The sequence below is a fragment of the Nonomuraea sp. NPDC050328 genome, assembly GCF_044459405.1.
Lineage (GTDB): Bacteria > Actinomycetota > Actinomycetes > Streptosporangiales > Streptosporangiaceae > Nonomuraea.
In genome coordinates this window covers 351,584-367,219 of the sequence record NZ_JBITIW010000006.1, presented here as the reverse complement: position 1 = coordinate 367,219, position 15,636 = coordinate 351,584, and the positions used below count along the sequence as shown (strand labels likewise).

General features: G+C 71.6%; 13 protein-coding genes. 5 read left to right on the top strand and 8 right to left on the bottom strand.

The genetic code is table 11. The features are described from left to right. Positions 1-19: 19 nt before the first annotated feature. A complete protein-coding gene (locus ACIBG7_RS24345) occupies positions 20-919 on the top strand; it encodes an aldo/keto reductase (RefSeq protein WP_397337670.1) in 900 nt (299 codons plus the stop codon). Positions 920-1,024: 105 nt separating this feature from the next. Here ACIBG7_RS24345 and ACIBG7_RS24340 read toward each other — a convergent pair whose 3' ends face one another. Together ACIBG7_RS24340 and ACIBG7_RS24335 are read right to left on the bottom strand one after the other, a co-directional pair. Further along, positions 1,025-1,651, bottom strand: coding sequence for a TetR family transcriptional regulator (locus tag ACIBG7_RS24340; protein WP_357927776.1), 627 nt, complete (start codon positions 1,649-1,651; stop codon positions 1,025-1,027). Between the two features lie 40 nt (positions 1,652-1,691). Beyond that, positions 1,692-2,582, bottom strand: coding sequence for a hypothetical protein (locus ACIBG7_RS24335; protein WP_357927778.1), 891 nt, complete (start codon positions 2,580-2,582; stop codon positions 1,692-1,694). Positions 2,583-2,788: 206 nt separating this feature from the next. Here ACIBG7_RS24335 and ACIBG7_RS24330 point away from each other — a divergent pair, with 206 nt between their 5' ends. After that, entirely contained in the window at positions 2,789-4,222 is a 1,434-nt protein-coding gene (locus ACIBG7_RS24330) for an aldehyde dehydrogenase (protein WP_357927779.1), read from the top strand. A 204-nt stretch (positions 4,223-4,426) separates the two neighbouring features. On the opposite strand, the gene ACIBG7_RS24325 is transcribed toward ACIBG7_RS24330, so the two are convergent. The 5 genes from ACIBG7_RS24325 to ACIBG7_RS24305 all read right to left on the bottom strand — a co-directional run bounded on the left by ACIBG7_RS24325 (position 4,427) and on the right by ACIBG7_RS24305 (position 9,726). Then, entirely contained in the window at positions 4,427-5,179 is a 753-nt protein-coding gene (locus tag ACIBG7_RS24325; RefSeq protein ID WP_357927781.1) for an alpha/beta fold hydrolase, read from the bottom strand. A gap of 59 nt (positions 5,180-5,238) precedes the next feature. Next, positions 5,239-5,916 carry an AMP-binding protein gene (locus ACIBG7_RS24320; RefSeq protein ID WP_397337669.1) on the bottom strand — a complete coding sequence of 226 codons (678 nt, stop codon included), beginning with the start codon at positions 5,914-5,916 and terminating at the stop codon, positions 5,239-5,241. 56 nt (positions 5,917-5,972) lie between these two features. After that, positions 5,973-6,773 (bottom strand): AMP-binding protein, encoded by an 801-nt coding sequence (locus ACIBG7_RS24315; RefSeq protein ID WP_357927785.1) that lies wholly within the window; start codon positions 6,771-6,773, stop codon positions 5,973-5,975. A 56-nt stretch (positions 6,774-6,829) separates the two neighbouring features. Then, the gene (locus tag ACIBG7_RS24310) at positions 6,830-9,259 is read right to left on the bottom strand and encodes a tetratricopeptide repeat protein (RefSeq protein ID WP_357927787.1); all 2,430 of its coding nucleotides are present in this window, start codon (positions 9,257-9,259) and stop codon (positions 6,830-6,832) included. A gap of 143 nt (positions 9,260-9,402) precedes the next feature. Beyond that, positions 9,403-9,726, bottom strand: a complete 324-nt coding sequence (locus ACIBG7_RS24305) for a hypothetical protein (RefSeq protein ID WP_397337668.1) — start codon at positions 9,724-9,726, stop codon at positions 9,403-9,405. Positions 9,727-9,891: 165 nt separating this feature from the next. On the opposite strand from ACIBG7_RS24305, the gene typA reads away from it, so the two are divergent. From typA to ACIBG7_RS24290, 3 genes are all read left to right on the top strand, one after another. Then, positions 9,892-11,745, top strand: coding sequence for a translational GTPase TypA (gene typA, locus ACIBG7_RS24300; RefSeq protein ID WP_357927791.1), 1,854 nt, complete (start codon positions 9,892-9,894; stop codon positions 11,743-11,745). 97 nt (positions 11,746-11,842) lie between these two features. Continuing rightward, positions 11,843-12,418: a superoxide dismutase family protein gene (locus ACIBG7_RS24295; protein WP_357927793.1), complete on the top strand. Its 576-nt coding sequence runs from the start codon at positions 11,843-11,845 to the stop codon at positions 12,416-12,418. Between the two features lie 50 nt (positions 12,419-12,468). Further along, complete coding sequence (locus tag ACIBG7_RS24290; protein ID WP_397337667.1) at positions 12,469-14,979, top strand: hypothetical protein; 2,511 nt, start codon at positions 12,469-12,471, stop codon at positions 14,977-14,979. Here the strand turns inward: ACIBG7_RS24290 and ACIBG7_RS24285 are convergent. Then, positions 14,976-15,626 (bottom strand): DUF2461 domain-containing protein, encoded by a 651-nt coding sequence (locus tag ACIBG7_RS24285; protein WP_357927797.1) that lies wholly within the window; start codon positions 15,624-15,626, stop codon positions 14,976-14,978. The genes ACIBG7_RS24290 and ACIBG7_RS24285 overlap by 4 nt on opposite strands. Positions 15,627-15,636 lie beyond the last annotated feature (10 nt).

The following is a 15,636-nucleotide window of genomic DNA, read 5'->3' as shown; positions in this document are numbered from 1 at the left end:
GGACGCATCGTCATGACCCATGCAGATCGCACTCGGCGCGCTCTCGTTCGGCTCCACCGTCGGCGAGCGCGACTCCTTCGCCCTTCTCGACCGCTTCGTGGCCGCCGGCGGCACCCTGATCGACACGGCCAACAACTACGCGTACTGGATCGACGGCCGCACCGGCGACGAGAGCGAGCAGACCGTCGGGGCCTGGCTCGCCGCCCGCGGCAACCGCGACCAGGTGTTTCTCTCCACCAAGGCCGGCGCCCGCCCGGACGCCTCCGGCGAGTGGGAGGGCCTGTCGGCCCCCGTGCTGGCCGCGGCGATCGAGGGCAGCCTGCGCCGGCTGCGCACCGACCACGTCGACCTCTACTGGGCGCACGTGGAGGACCGCTCGGTGCCGCTGGAGGAGACGCTGGAGGCGCTCGACGCCCTCCACCGGCAGGGCAGGGCGGTCAGGCTCGGCGCGAGCAACCACCCGGCCTGGCGGGTCGAGCGCGCCCGCGCCCTGGCCACCGCCCGCGGCTGGCTGCCCTACTCGCACGTGCAGCTGCGGCACAGCTACCTGCGCCCACGCCCCGGCGCGGCCCTGCAGGAGGCCGGCCACCGGCAGGCCTCGGACGAGACGCTCGACTTCGTCCGGGACGCGGGGCTGACGCTGTGGGCCTACAGCACGCTGCTGAGCGGCGCCTACCGCGACAAGCCCCTGCCCGAGGTCTACGAGCACCCCGGCACCACGGCCAGGCTCAAGGTGCTGGCCGAGGTCGCCGCCGAGGTGGACGCCACGGTCAACCAGGTCGTGCTGGCCTGGCTCGGCGCTCAGGGCATCGTGCCGATCGTCGGGGTCACCAAGCCCGAGCAGCTCGACGAGGCCATGGCCGCGACCCGGCTCACCCTGCCGGAGGCCCTGCTGGCCCGCCTGGACGAGCCGGCCTGACCCGCACGTCGCTGGCCCGCCTGGACGAGCCGGCCTGACCCGCACGTCAACCCTGGCCGAGAAGCCCGTTCCGCTTGAAACGCGCGCTCGGCCTCGAACCCCCGTTCAGCGCAGGTGGACGGCGAGGTACCGCCTGGCCAGCAGCTTGCACTCGGCGATCAGGTCGGGATCACCCTGCGGATGCGCCCGGAACGCCAGCTTGAGCACCGCGTCGGTGGCCTCCACCGCGACCAGGACCGCCCGGTCGACGCTCGTCCCGGGCGGCGCGTCGAGCAGCACCCGGAGCCGGTCGGCGACCACGGCGTTGTTCTCCAGCGCCGCGTCCAGCATGTGGTTGGTCCCCGGTACGGCAGGCCCGCCGGGCGTCGGCAACACCTCGCCGAAGTCGACCACCGCGAACCCGGGGGTGGTCCGCTTCATCTCGACGAACTCGTCGATCGCCAGGTCGACGAAGTCGGTCCAGTGGTCGGGCTCCCGGACGGCGATGCGCTCGGAGACGCGGGCGAGGAAGGCGTCGAGGTTGCGCAGCGCCAGCGCCCGCACGAGCCCGCGTTTGTCGGGGAAGAACTGGTAGAAGGTGCCGATCGGGACCTCGGCGCGGCGCGCTACCTCCTTGGTGGTCAGCGCGTCGTAGCCGACCTCCTCCAGCAACGCCGCGCATTCGTCGAGCATCCGCTCGACCCGCTCCACGCTGCGACGCTGGGCGGGACGGCGGCGGAGGGTACTCGTCATGCTCCCATCCTGGCTCATTACCGGAGGGTAGAGGGCGCCGCTAGAAGACCGAGACGTGCACGTGGTCCCAGTGGTTGGCGGTCACGCCGCCGCGGTCGGACATGGGGTCCCAGCCTCCGCCGCCGCGGATGTCGTAGTAGCGCTGCTTCCAGATGATGTACATGACCCCGAGGCGCGAGCCGTTGTTGATCAGCCACTGGGCGAGCTCGTCGCCGCGCCGCTCGGCGTCGCCGGTGGCCATCTGGCCGCCCGTGGTCATCATGAAGTCGCAGGCCCGGCCCTTGCCGTGCTCGCCGGGATCGCCCGCGCGGAAGCAGCCGGTGCTGGGCACCAGGAACTGCGAGAGCACGGCGTCCTTCACCGCGGTCATGCGCGGGGTGAGGCCGCCGGTGCCGATGGTCTGCTGGAAGCCGTACTTGGCCAGCAGCCGTTCGATGTCGCGGCGCTTGTTCTGCATGGCCTTGATCTCTTTTTCGAGATCGCCGATCTTCGCTGAGGCGGCGGCCTTGGCCTTCTTGGCCTCCGCGATCAGCTCGCGGAGCCTGGCCAGCCGGCCGGCGCGCTCGTTGGCCAGGTAGGACATGCTCGCGGCCAGACCCAGGGCGCTGTGCGGGTCGCCGCCGTAGTTGAGCAGCTTGGTGGAGTCGATCGGGCCGTTGATGTAGTTGCTCTGCGCGATGAGCGTGACGTCGCCCTGCGCCGAGGCGAGTTGCCTGGTCAGCGCGGCGGCCCGCGCGTTGGCCTTCTTGACCTGGATCTTCGCCTCTTCGAGGCTCTGGATCTCGCCGCGGTACTGCTTGGTCAGCGCGGTGGCCTGCTGGTTGAGGCGACGGAGTTTGGCCTGGTCGGGATCGGCCTCGGCGGGAGCGCTCTGGGTGAGGAGCAGGCCGAGCAGGGCGACGGCTGACACGGCGAGACGGCCGGTTCTCAACGCTCGTCCTCCCCTCAAGCGACGGGCGAAACTATAGAAGATGATCTTGATGCCTGCCACCGGAACGAGGTAAGTCACGCACCATTGGCGAACTATCTACCAGTTCGTGAAGGTTACGCCAAAACAGGATTGCGCCTTGTCGAGGGCCCCAGAACATGGTTCGGTTTGATCGGGACATAAGCCACGAGCAGGAAGAGGCTCACGACATGCGCCAGCACGACAAGCTGTTCATCGGGGGCGAATGGGTGGCGCCAGCGGGGACCGGCACCATCGAGGTCGTCTCCCCGCACACCGAGGAGGTCGTCGGCAGCGTACCGGACGGCACCCCCGAGGACGTGGAACGGGCCGTCGCCGCCGCCCGGCACGCCTTCGACCACGGCCCCTGGCCGCGCCTGAGCTTCGCCGAACGCGCCGAGAAGATCGCCCGCCTGGCCGAGATCTACGCCGCCCGCCAGGGCGAGATGGCCGCCCTGATCACCGAGGAGATGGGCTCCCCCATCACCTTCTCGCAGCTCGCCCAGGCCCCGCAGCCGCTGGGCATGCTGCAGTTCTACGCCGAGTACGGCAGGACGTTCGAGCAGGAGGAGCAGCGTCCCGGCCTGTTCGGCCCCACCACCGTGCGGCGCGAGCCGGTCGGCGTGGTCGCCGCCATCGTGCCGTGGAACGTCCCGCAGTTCGTGACCATGACCAAGGTCGCCCCCGCGCTGCTGGCCGGCTGCACGATCGTGCTCAAGCCCGCGCCGGAGACCCCGCTGGACGCCTACCTGCTGGCCGAGATGGTCCAGGAGGCGGGCATCCCGGCCGGCGTGCTCAACATCGTCCCGGCCGGCCGCGAGACCGGCGAGCACCTGGTCGGCCACCCCGGCGTGGACAAGGTCGCCTTCACCGGCTCCACCGCCGCCGGCCGCCGCATCGCCGCCATCTGCGGCGAGCAGCTCAAGCGGGTCAGCCTCGAACTCGGCGGCAAGTCCGCGGCGATCATCCTCGACGACGCCGACCTCGGCGCCAGCATGGGCATGCTCGCCATCGCCAGCCTGATGAACAACGGCCAGGCCTGCGTCGCGCAGACCCGCATCCTGGCCTCGCGCAGCCGCTACGACGAGGTCGTCGAGGCGGTCGCCGCGATGATCGCCGGCCAGCCCGTCGGCGACCCCGCCGACCCGGCCACCGGCATCGGCCCGATGGTCGCCAAGCGCCAGCAGGAGCGGGTGGAGAGCTACATCCGCATCGGCATGGAGGAGGGCGCCAAGGTCGTCGTCGGCGGCCTGGAGCGCCCCTACGACCGCGGCTGGTACGTCGCCCCGACCCTCTTCGCCGGCGTGCACAACGACATGCGCATCGCCCGCGAGGAGATCTTCGGGCCCGTCCTCGCGGTCATCCCCTACGAGGACGAGGCCGACGCCGTGCGCATCGCCAACGACAGCGACTACGGCCTGGCCGGCACCGTCTGGACCAGCGACGCCGACCACGGCATGGACATCGCCCGCCAGGTGCGCACCGGCACCTACGGCGTCAACTGCTTCATGCTGGAGGCCAACGCGCCCTTCGGCGGCTACAAGGCCAGCGGGCTCGGCCGCGAGCTCGGGCCCGAGGGGCTCAGCAGCTACCTGGAGTACAAGACCATCTCCAGGCTCGGGTAACCCGGGCGACTCGGCCCGGAAAAGCCGAGGCTCCGGTACGGCATGCCGTACCGGAGCCAGATGGGCCCAGCGCGCCCCCGCGACGCTGGGCGACCACCCGAACACGGGAAGTATCTCGCATGCCCGCCCCTGATGGGAGGGCTTGCCCCAACGAGACCTCTCCCTGGGGGTATCTTCCATCCGCCCTAAGTAGACGATGTTTACTCAGGAAAGGTTCGAACCGATCCACTTTCCGATCCGGCGGACCAGATCGGGCCTGGCGGCCGATTCGGCATGGCCGTACCCCGGCTCCACCCAGAGCTCCTTCGGCTCCCGGGCGTTCCCGAAGAGCTGGTGCGCGTGCTCCAGCGGGAAGAAGGTGTCCGCGTCCCCGTGCACGACCAGCAGCGGCGTGGGCGCGATCAGCGAGACGGCCTCGTGCGGCGGCATCGGGACCGGGTTCCACGGCCCGCGGGCGATCCGGGTGCGCTTGCCCAGCCGGGCCGCCCAGCGGCCGAAGCGGCGCTCGATCGCCCAGTGCACGGTGCGCATCGGGCGGGTGCCCCGGTAGTACCAGCGGGCCGGGGCGCTGACCGCGACCACCGCGTCCACCCCGCCGATCAGGCCCGCGTGCCGGACCGCGACCGCCGCGCCCATCGAGAAGCCGACCAGCGCGATGCGCCGGTAGCCCAGCCCGCGGGCGTGCCGTACCGCCGCCTCCACGTCGAGGATCTCCAGGTCGCCCACGGTGCTGAGGCCGGTCGAGCGGCCGTGGCCGCGGAAGTCGAAGGCGATCACGCCGCCGGTCAGCGACAGGACGTGCGCGATGCGGCGGGTGTCCTTGCAGCGCCACGAGCCCGTGAAGCCGTGCGCGAGCACGATGCCGATCTCCTGCGAGGGGCCGGGGGTGTGCACGGCGTCGAGCCGGACCCCGTCCTTGGTCACGAGCATCGCGGGGTAGTTGGTGGCGAGAGGCATGGCAAAAGGGTAGGTCCAGCCTCCGCGCAGACCGGGCACCGCCCTGGTCACCGGGTGGGTCACGCGCGCCGCGCGAAGGCCGAGTCCTCCAGGACGCGCAGCTCGGTCTGGCCGACCAGCCGGCGGGCCAGGTCGGCCGGGACCGCGACGACGCCGGCGCCGTGCTCGGCGGCCAGCACCCGCAGGCCCAGCACGGTGGGCTCGTGCGCGAGCACGATGTGCGCGCCGTTGAGCAGCGCGAGGTCCAGCAGGCGCAACGACCGCAGCCGGTCGGTCAGCGAGGCCAGGAGCACGTCGCCGGGCCGGATCAGCCCGGCCTTGGACAGCCGGCGCAGGTCGTCGGTGAGGTCCGCCTGGGTGAGCACCTGGCCGCCGAGGATCATGGCGGGGCCGGCGATGGGGCCGAACTCCAGGGCCTCTCCGCCGGCGGCCAGGGCGTTCAGTGCCCCGGGGTCGTCGATCGCCATCGTCGCCTCGCCGCCCGGGTCGGCGAAGCAGACCACGCCGCCCGCCCAGGCGGCGGCGTGCGTGCCGACCAGCAGGTTCAGGCCGGGCGGCAGGTTGATGAGGATCCGGTGGCCGGGGCGCAGCCCGCGGCGGCGCAACCCGCCGGCGATCAGCGTGATCCGGCGGGACAGGGCGGCGTAGGTCAACGCCTCGCCGGTCCTGATCTCGGTCACCGCGGGGCGCTCGCCCCGCGCGGGAGCCGCGCTCAGTACTAGCTCTGTCCAGGTCATGGCGCCACTGTAAGCAGAGGGGACGGGGGGACACATGCGCAGGATGATGTAGCGGCCTACGTACGCGGGGTGCGTACGAGCACCATGGTGTGCCCGTGCACGGTCAGCCGGACGTGCTCGCCGTCCAGCACCGGAGCCAGCCGCGGCGGCACCGCGGCCACGCTGACCCGGTGGTCGGCGATCAGTTCCCGGCAGCGGCTCAGCGTCGGCTCGACGGTGGCGATCACGTGCGCGCCCGCCATCATGGCCAGGTCGAACATGACCGCCTGCTCCCGTGCCTCGGTGGCGGCCACGAGCACGGTGTCGCGCTCGGTCAGCCCCACCTCGCGCGACAATCGCCGCAGCTCGGTGACCATGCCGGCGTGGCCGATGCGGTGGCGGCCGTCGAAGCTGGCCGCGACCGAGACCGGCACCTTCGCCGGCCGGCCGTCCAGGTCGCAGAAGGACGTCGCCCCCGGCACGTCGCCGAAGGCGAAGATCTGCCGGATCCGCGACTCGCCCACCGCCGAGGTGGACCACTCGGCCAGCTCGGCGTCGGTGATCAGCAGCCGGGCGCGGCTGGTGCACAGCCGCTCGTAGAACAGCTCGGTGTCCATGTCGCACTCCAGCGGCAGCACCAGCGCCCCCGCCGCCGCGGCGGCGTGCAGCGCCAGCGGGTAGTTCGCGCCCGGCGGCAGATGGACCAGGACCGGGTCGCCCGTGGACAGGCCGCGCTCGCGCAGCCCGGCCGCCGCGCGGCCGAGCTTCTTGGCCAGCAGCTCGTACGTCAGGACCTCGCCGGTCCGCACGTCGGTGACCGCCGGCCGGCCGTTTCGGCGAGTTGCGTCCCCGAGTACGACATCAGTCCAGGTAGGCATGCGCACTACGGTAGGAAAGCCAGCTCCTGCGCACATGCACACGAATATGTAGTGACCTAGCCATTCACGATGCGCTGCTCCAGCGCCCAGGCGGCGACCTGGGTGCGGGAGGAGAAGCCCAGCTTCAGCATGATGTTGGCCACGTGCCGGGCCGCGGTCGCGGTGCTGATCACCAGCTCCTCGCCGATCTTGCGGTTGGACAGGCCCCGCACCAGCAACGCGACCACCTCGCGCTCGCGGGCGGTCAGTAGGGAGGCGGTCTCCACCGCCACCTGCTCGGCGGGACGGCTCACCGGGGCCTGGAGCGGCTGCGCCGTACTGGCGGTGGTCAGGGCGTCCTCGGCCGACATCGCGCGGCCGTGCGCGTACAGCAGGCCGGTGCGCGAGTCGCCGAGCACCGCGCGCGCCCGGCCGAGGATCTCCTCGGCCCACGCGACCGACGACTTCTGCCCGATCGTCTCGCGCAGCGCGGCGACCGTCCCGCACAGCAGGACCGCTGACTCGATCTCGCCGCGCGCCTCGGCCACCCGCGCCAGCGCGGCCAGGCCGCGGGTCACCCCGCGCCGCTGGCCGATCTTCCGGCTCAGCTCCACGCTGGCCACCAGCCGGTCCCGGGCGCGCTCCAGATCCCCCTGCTGGGTGGCCACCCGGCCCAGCTCCGACAGGGCTCGCGCGATCTCGGGCTTGGCGTCCAGGGCTTCGAGGTACGGCAGAGCGGCCTCCAGGTTGGCCCGCGCGTTGTCGTAGTCCTCCCGGATGCGGCCGAGCACGCCCAGGCTGATCAGCGCGCGCCCGATGCCCCACGGCTGGTCGGTCTCGCGGAAGGCCACCAGGGCGTCCTCCGCGTGCCGCTGGGCCTCCCGGAGCTTGCCGTCCAGGCCGGCGATCAGGGTCAGGCCGTTGTGCGCCATGCCGATGTTCCACAGGTCGCCCGCCTGGGTGGCGCCCTCCAGAGCCTCCTCGGCATGGCTGCGCGCCTGCTCGGGGCGGCCGGTGCGCAGGTAGATCATCGCCACGTTGTTCAGCGACAGGCCCAGCGCGAACCGGTAGCCGGGCCGGGTGCGCATCAGCTCCAGGCCGCGCAGGGCCGACTGCTCGGCGATGGCCAGGTCGTCCTGGCCGAAGGCCATGTCCGCCTGGCGGCACCACGCCTCACCGACCAGCTCCGGCGGCACGTCCGTGGTGTCCATGGCCAGCAGGCGCTCGTACCAGCCCCGGTTCTCCAGCCAGCTCCCCCTGACCGCCCAGATCGGGTAGAGGAAGCAGGCCGTCTCCAGGCCCGCCTCGGCCTGCCCGGACTCGACCGCCCAGGCCAGCGCGGCACGGTGGTCGGCGTTGCGGTCGGCGACCTTGGCGAAGGCGGTCAGCCGGGTCTCGCCCGGCAGCTTGACCAGCATGTCGTTCCAGAAGTCGTCCCTGGCCCGGTCGCGGGTCACCCGCAGGTGCCGGTCGCGCAGCTCCTCCTCCTCGCCGGCCTCGCGCAGCCGCTCCCGGGCGAAGTGCGCGATCGTCTCCAGCAGCCGGTAGCGGGCCTCGCCCCGCTGGTCGCACTGGACCAGCGACTTGTCCACCAGCCCGGCCAGCAGGTCGAGCACGTCGTCCGGCGCGAGCAGCGCGTCGCCGCACACCCGCTCCACGTACTCCAGGTCGAACTCGCCGGCGAAGACCGCCAGGCGGCGCAGCAGGATCCGCTCCTCCTCGGGGAGCAGCTCGTGGCTCCACTCGACGGTCGCGCGCAGCGTGCGGTGCCGGGCGGGAGCCGTACGGTCCCCGCCGGTCAGCAGTTTGAAGCGGTCGTTGATGCGGGCGGCGATCTGCTCCGGTGCCAGTACGGCGGTGCGGGCCGCCGCCAGCTCCAGGGCCAGGGGCATGCCGTCCAGGGCCCGGCACAGGCCGCCCACCGCGTCCAGGGTCTCCGTGGTCAGCTCGAACCGGGAGCCGGCCGCGTAGGCCCGTTCCAGGAAGAGCTGCACCGCCTCGCTCGCCTCGATCTCCTCGCGTTCCTCGGGCAGTTCCAGCGGCGGGACCCGCCACACCAGCTCCCCCGCGATCCGCACCGGCTCCCGGCTCGTCGCCAGCACCCGCAGCCCGGGGCAGTTGGCCACGAGGGCGTCCACCAGCTCCGCGCACGCCTCGATCACGTGCTCGCAGTTGTCCAGGACCAGCAGGATGCGTTGCGACCCGATCCGGCCGACCAGCGTGTCGAGCAGGGTGCTCGCGCCCTCCTCGTGCGCCCGGAGCACGTCCGCCACGGCGTGCGCCACCAGGTCCGGCCGGTTGATCCTGGCCAGCTCCACCAGCCAGACCCCGTCCTGGAAGTCGTCCACCACCTCACGCGCCAGACGCAACGCGAACCGGGTCTTGCCGATCCCGCCCGCACCGCACAACGTGGCGACGCGATGGCGCGAGAGCAACCCGATCACCTCGGTCAGGTCCCGCTCCCGGCCGATGAAACGGTTCGGCTCACTGGGAAGGTTGTGGGGCATCGTGGTCCAAGGGCTGGAGGCTGGATCACTCGGAGTCTGTTCTCGACCGCGAGGCCTTGCAACCCCTTGCCCGATTTGTCACCGCAGCCAGAGACCGCACCGCTTGCCCTGTCTTGTGGCGATCAGTAGGCCCTTGACCAGGATCACCACACCCTGGCCACCGCCTCGCGAATCCGCCGCCCCACCTCGAACGCGCCGAGCACGACCAGCGGCAGACCGTAGAGGATCTTGGCGGGCCACTGCGACCCGTCGAGGTCTGGGAGGTCGACCATGAGCAGGAGCACGACCCACAACGCGCCGGTCAGCCCGAACTCGATCAGCCGGTCGATCACCAGGTCCCGGCGAGACCGGGGCGCCTGCCGTACCCAGGGCTCGGGGTCGGCGGCGAGCCGGTCGACGTAGGAGTGCGCCCACGGGAAGCGCCCTTCCTCGCAAAGCCGGGCGACATGGTCACGGTGGGAGGACACACGACCATCCAACAGATAGCAAAGCAGCCCCCTACAAGAGGGGTAGAGAGTCGGAATTGTGCCCCTTTGCGCCTGCGCCGCCCTAGGTGCTAGCGGGATCAACTAAAATGGTAGAGCCGCGGTTCGCGCGGACGACCCCAAACGATCACAGAGCGAGACTCCAACATGCCTTTGAACAGCCGCGACGACCTGCGCAACATCGCGATCATCGCGCACGTCGACCACGGGAAGACGACGCTGGTCGACGCCATGCTCTGGCAGTCGGGGGCGTTCCGCGCCAACCAGGACGTCGACGACCGGGTCATGGACTCGAACGACCTCGAGCGCGAGAAGGGCATCACCATTCTCGCGAAGAACACCGCGGTCAAGCACGGCGACATGACGCTGAACATCATCGACACCCCGGGCCACGCCGACTTCGGCGGCGAGGTCGAGCGCGGCCTGTCGATGGTCGACGGCGTGGTCCTGCTGGTCGACGCCTCCGAGGGCCCGCTGCCGCAGACGCGGTTCGTGCTGCGTAAGGCGTTCGCCGCGAAGATGCCGGTCATCCTGTGCATCAACAAGGTGGACCGCCCCGACGCCCGCATCAAGGAGGTCGTGGACGAGGTCTACGAGCTCTTCATGGACCTCGACGCCACCGAGGAGCAGATCGACTTCCCGATCGTCTACGCCTCGGCCAAGGCCGGTCGCGCCAGCCTCAACCGTCCCGAGGACGGCGGCATGCCCGACAGCGACGACCTGGAGCCGCTGTTCGACATCATCAAGTCGACCATCCCGGCCCCGACCTACGACCCGAGCGCCCCGCTGCAGGCGCACGTCACCAACCTCGACGCCTCCTCGTACCTCGGCCGGATCGCGCTGTGCCGCATCCACCAGGGCACGATCAAGAAGGGCCAGCAGGTCGCCTGGTGCAAGACGGACGGCACCATCCAGCGGGTGAAGATCACCGAGCTGCTGATGACCGAGGCGCTGGAGCGCAAGCCCGCCGAGGAGGCCGGCCCCGGCGACATCATCGCGATCGCGGGCATCCCCGAGATCATGATCGGTGAGACGCTGGCCGACCCCGAGGACCCGCGCCCGCTGCCGCTGATCACGGTGGACGAGCCGGCCATCTCGATGACCATCGGCACCAACACCAGCCCGCTGGTCGGCCGGGTCAAGGGCTCCAAGGTCACCGCCCGCATGGTCAAGGACCGCCTCGACAAGGAGCTCGTCGGCAACGTCTCGCTGCGCGTGCTCCCGACCGAGCGTCCCGACGCCTGGGAGGTCCAGGGCCGTGGCGAGCTGGCGCTGGCCATCCTGGTCGAGCAGATGCGCCGCGAGGGCTACGAGCTGACCGTCGGCAAGCCGCAGGTGGTCACCAAGGAGATCGACGGCAAGATCCACGAGCCGGTCGAGCGCCTGACCGTCGACTGCCCGGAGGAGTACCTCGGCGCGGTCACCCAGCTCCTGGCCGTCCGCAAGGGCCGCATGGAGCACATGACCAACCACGGCACCGGCTGGATCCGCATGGAGTTCGTGGTCCCGGCGCGCGGCCTTATCGGCTTCCGCACCGAGTTCCTCACCGAGACCCGCGGCACCGGCCTGGTCCACCACGTGTTCGAGGCCTACGAGCCGTGGTTCGGCGAGCTGCGCACCCGCAACAACGGCTCCCTGGTGGCCGACCGCTCCGGCCCCGTCACCGCCTTCGCGATGACGAACCTGCAGGAGCGCGGCACCCTGTTCGTCTCCCCCGGCACCGAGGTGTACGAGGGCATGATCGTGGGCGAGAACTCCCGCGGCGACGACATGGACGTCAACATCACCAAGGAGAAGAAGCTCACCAACATGCGCTCCTCCACGGCCGATGTGACCGAGACGCTGATCCCGCCGCGGGTGCTCTCGCTGGAGCAGGCGCTGGAGTTCATCCGCGAGGACGAGTGCGTGGAGATCACGCCCGAGACCGTGCGCATCCGCAAGGTCGTCCTCGACCAGGCGACCCGCGCCCGCACGACGGCCCGCGCCAAGCGCACCAACTAAGCCGCCGCTCCGGGCGATCGTGACGCCGAGGAGTGGGTAGGACTGCCGGGTGAGCCCCCGGCCAGGCCCACTCCTCCTTACGGAAGGCAGTCACGAAATGACCGGAAAAGCGCATCTGACCCTCGTCGCCCTGCTGGCGACGGGGGTCGCCGCTGTCTGGACCACGGCCGCGATCGGCGCGGACGGCCCGAGCGCGCGTGCCGCGCTGCACGACGTCTCGGGACGCAAGGTCGGCGAGCTCTCCGTCCGCCCCGAGGGCGGGGCCTCCCGCGTCTCGGTCCGCGTCAGCGGGATCCCCAAGGGCGTGCACGGCTTCCACCTGCACACCACCGGTGTCTGCGACCCCAAGGCCGTCGACCCGTCGACCGGGGCGGTCACGCCGTTCTTCACCGCCGGCGGGCACTTCGACCTCGCGCAGGCCTCGCACGGCGAGCACTCCGGCGACCTGCCGCCGCTGCTGGTGGGCGCGGACGGCACGGGGACGGCCTCGTTCGTCACCGACCGCTTCCGCCTCCGGCAGCTCATGGACCAGGACGGCAGCGCGGTGATCGTGCACGCGCTGCCGGACAACTTCGCGCACATCCCGCCGCGTTACGCGCCGAACGGCCCGGACGAGGCGACGAAGAAGACCGGTGACGCCGGCGGCCGGATCGCGTGCGGCGTCATCAGATAGTTATCTTCTTCGGCTGAACCTTTGCCCGCGCGTGGGGATCATCCTTAACCGTGGGCACGTTACGGCTGGTCATCGGTTATGCACTGGCCGCTCTCTCGGTGGCGGCGATCGTGTGGGGTGCGGTCGCCGCCCAACCGGTGCCCGGGCCGCCGCGCGCGGTGCTGCCGAGCCCGGCCGAGCTGCTGGTCAACCAGGGTCCCCGGGTGTCCGACACCGATCCGCCGGAGATCGCCACCAAGGTCGAGGTGCTCCAGCCCCGGGACGCCGACCTGGAGCGGGTCGCGCCCAGCCGGCTCGACGTCGGCCAGCGCCAGATCAAGCTGGTGATCACGCACACGCTCACCGCCGACCCGGACGAGACGCGGCTGCTCAACCGGCTGCGCGAGCGGCAGAACTTCCCCGGCTCCCTGCGTGCCGAGACCGACGAGCTGTTCGGCCCGATCGTGGCCGAGGGCGGCACGGAGCTGACCCCCACCGCGCGCTTCGCGCCGCAGACGGTGACGTCCGGCGGGCGCACCACGGTCACCTACGGCCTGGTCATGATGTACCAGACGGCTCCGGGCGCCCTGCTGACGTTGCGTTTCGAGGTGCCGACCGGCCGCCCGCTGTGGACGGCCAGCCGCGAGATCTCCGTGGTGCCCGGCCAGTGGCGGGTGGTGAGCACGCCGGACTTCGTCCCCGACGTCGAGACGCCCGACCTGCTCAAGGTCTCGATCAACCCCAACCCGGTGCGGCTCTCCCTCGCGCACGGCCGCCACGAGTACGTCGAGGCGGTCAAGGACGACGAGGTCTCCTGGTCCGCGGCCCTCGGCGTGGCGACCGCCCTGGTCATGGCCGTGCTGCTGCTGCGTGCCCTGGGCGGGAGCTGGTGGCGCCGGCGGCGCAACCGCTGGCTGGCGGCCGGGGTGGCGCTCTGCGCGGCCGTGGTGGCGCTCTCGCTGCCGATCGAGCCGCTGCACCTGGCCGGGTACGTGATGCTCTTCGTGGTGCTGCCGATCCTGACCCTGCGCCACGCGATCAAGGTGGTGCCCGGTCCGGCCCCGTGGACGACCACCGACCTGCTGGTGGTCACCGCCGCCGCGGTCGCGGTCGGCGGCGGCATGCTGCTCTGGTCCGGTCTGTACGGCCAGCTCCCCCTGGCCACCCTGCTGGGCTCCGGCACGGTCGCCGCCCTGTCGGCCGCCGGCTCGGCCGTGGCGTTCGGCGCCGACCTGGGCTCCCGCCAGGTGACCGTACGGCTGGCCCTGATCGCCGCCGGGGTGGCCCTGGGCGCGCTCGCCTTCGCGTTGTGGATGCGCGCCCTGATGACCGCGGTCTACCCGCCCGACAGCGTGCGCCTGGTGCTGGCCCTGGCCTGGTCGCTCATCCCGGTGGCCGGCATCGCGGTGATGACCCGGCAGTGGTCGCGCCCGGTGGTCGTCTTCGGCGTGCTCGCCGGCCTGCTGGTGCAGGGTTGGCCGGCGGAGTGGCTGGACGCCGAGTCGTGGAGCGTGGCCGGGCAGCCGGGCCCGCCCGACGGCCTCGACCCGGTGCTGCGCGGCGCGCAGGGCCTGCTGCTGCTGGCCTTCGTGCTCATGGTGCTGCGGCTGCGCCGGCTGGGCACCTCGCCCGACGTGCTGGGCAGCTCGGCGGTCCAGGCGACGATGATGGTGACGTTGCTGGCCGTCTACCTCACGCCCCGCGAGGGCGCGCTCGACGTCGGCGTGACCCTGCCCTCGCTGGCGATCACCTCGCTGATGGCGTGGGGCGGGGCGAGCTGGCTGATCTCCGGCCTGCGTCCCGAGTTCGTCGAGCCGGACAGCCCGGCCGAGCATCGTGACCTGGTCCGGAAGGCCCTGCACCAGCGGTTGCTCTTCCAGGCCAAGCAGGAGCTCTACCGGCTCGGCCGGGGCAAGCTGGGCGCGGGCGAGATGTCGCTGGACGACTTCGACGAGCGGCGCCGCGACCTCAACGAGGCGCTCGGCAGCGACTCGCACCGGCCGGAGACCGCGTTCGCGACCGCGGCGGCCTGCTCGCCGTGGCACAACGGCGTGATGGCCTTCGTCGTCACGCTGGTGCTGACGCTGCCGTTCGCGTTCATCTTCGGGCTGCCGGCCGGCTCCAACCTGAGCGAGGTCGCCTTCGACGCTCGCGGCCTGCTCTCGCTTCCCGTCTTCGGCTTCCTGTACGGCTACTTCTACCCGAAGATCCGCGGCACCCAGCCGATGACCAAGGCGCTGCACCTGATGGCCGCCGCCACCGCGACCGAGCTGTCGGCCTATCTGACCGCGCTGTTCGAGCCGGACATCGGCGCGGCCGACAAGATCCAGCTCATCGCCATCGTGGTCGGCCAGACCTCGCTGGCCTGCATCGGGCTGGGGCTGTACTGGGAGTGGCGGATCATGCACCTGGCCGGCGAGCCGTGGGGCCGGGTCCGCAACGTCCGCAGCGTGCGCAGCCTGGCCACGCCGCTGCTGGCGGTGGTCATCGCCGCCGGCACCACCGCCGCCACCTCGGTCGCCGGCAAGACGGTGGACCGCATCCTCAAGGGCGACGGCTACACCTCCCAGCAGAAGGACTAGCGGCGGCTGAGCTCGCTGCCCCGCACGTGCGCCGCCAGCCAGTCGACCAGCGGCCCGTAGGCCCGCCACGTCTCCCGCACCCGCTCGGCCACCTCGGCGGTGTGCACCCACGGCTCGGGCTCGAACCGCGAACCGGCGTAGAGCGACTTGTGCCGGAGCAGGTCGATGCGGGGATGGCTCTCGTCGAAGCCGCGCGGCTTGGTCTTGAGGCGCTCGCCGGAGATGGCGTAGCCCTCGCCGCGCAGCTCCTCGACCAGCTTCTCCAGCGGCACGCCGGTCAGCTCGTTGTCGATCGCCGCCCGGAAGCGGGCCACCTGGTCGGAGGCGGTGCTGTAGCAGCCGCCCGCGGTGTAGAGCCCGCGGGCGCTGATCTCCACGTAGAGGCCGATGGACGGCTGCAGGTCGATGAAGGCGCCCTGGTGGTCCTTGTAGGGCGACTTGTCCTTGGCGAAGCGCACGTCCCGGTAGGGCCGGAACAGGTGGGCCGTCCCGAACTCCGCGGCCAGCTCCTCGGTCAGGGCCAGCATGGGCGCCTTGACCGCCTCCTCGTACAGGTGCTTGTTCCGGGTGAAGTAGGTCTTGGAATTGTCCGCCTCGAGCCCCTCGTAGAAGAGGAAGGCCTCGTCGGGGAAGCCGGTGAACGCCATGGGCCCCAGG

Bases quoted from the DNA above. Each gene is read 5' to 3' on its own strand.
- ACIBG7_RS24345 (WP_397337670.1), top strand. From the start codon at position 20: ATGCAGATCGCACTCGGCGCGCTCTCGTTCGGCTCCACCGTCGGCGAG.
- ACIBG7_RS24325 (WP_357927781.1), bottom strand. From the start codon at position 5,179: ATGCCTCTCGCCACCAACTACCCCGCGATGCTCGTGACCAAGGACGGG.
- ACIBG7_RS24320 (WP_397337669.1), bottom strand. From the start codon at position 5,916: ATGACCTGGACAGAGCTAGTACTGAGCGCGGCTCCCGCGCGGGGCGAG.
- ACIBG7_RS24285 (WP_357927797.1), bottom strand. From the start codon at position 15,626: ATGGCGTTCACCGGCTTCCCCGACGAGGCCTTCCTCTTCTACGAGGGG.
- ACIBG7_RS24310 (WP_357927787.1), bottom strand. From the start codon at position 9,259: ATGCCCCACAACCTTCCCAGTGAGCCGAACCGTTTCATCGGCCGGGAG.
- ACIBG7_RS24330 (WP_357927779.1), top strand. From the start codon at position 2,789: ATGCGCCAGCACGACAAGCTGTTCATCGGGGGCGAATGGGTGGCGCCA.
- ACIBG7_RS24340 (WP_357927776.1), bottom strand. From the start codon at position 1,651: ATGACGAGTACCCTCCGCCGCCGTCCCGCCCAGCGTCGCAGCGTGGAG.
- ACIBG7_RS24295 (WP_357927793.1), top strand. From the start codon at position 11,843: ATGACCGGAAAAGCGCATCTGACCCTCGTCGCCCTGCTGGCGACGGGG.
- ACIBG7_RS24315 (WP_357927785.1), bottom strand. From the start codon at position 6,773: ATGCCTACCTGGACTGATGTCGTACTCGGGGACGCAACTCGCCGAAAC.
- typA (WP_357927791.1), top strand. From the start codon at position 9,892: ATGCCTTTGAACAGCCGCGACGACCTGCGCAACATCGCGATCATCGCG.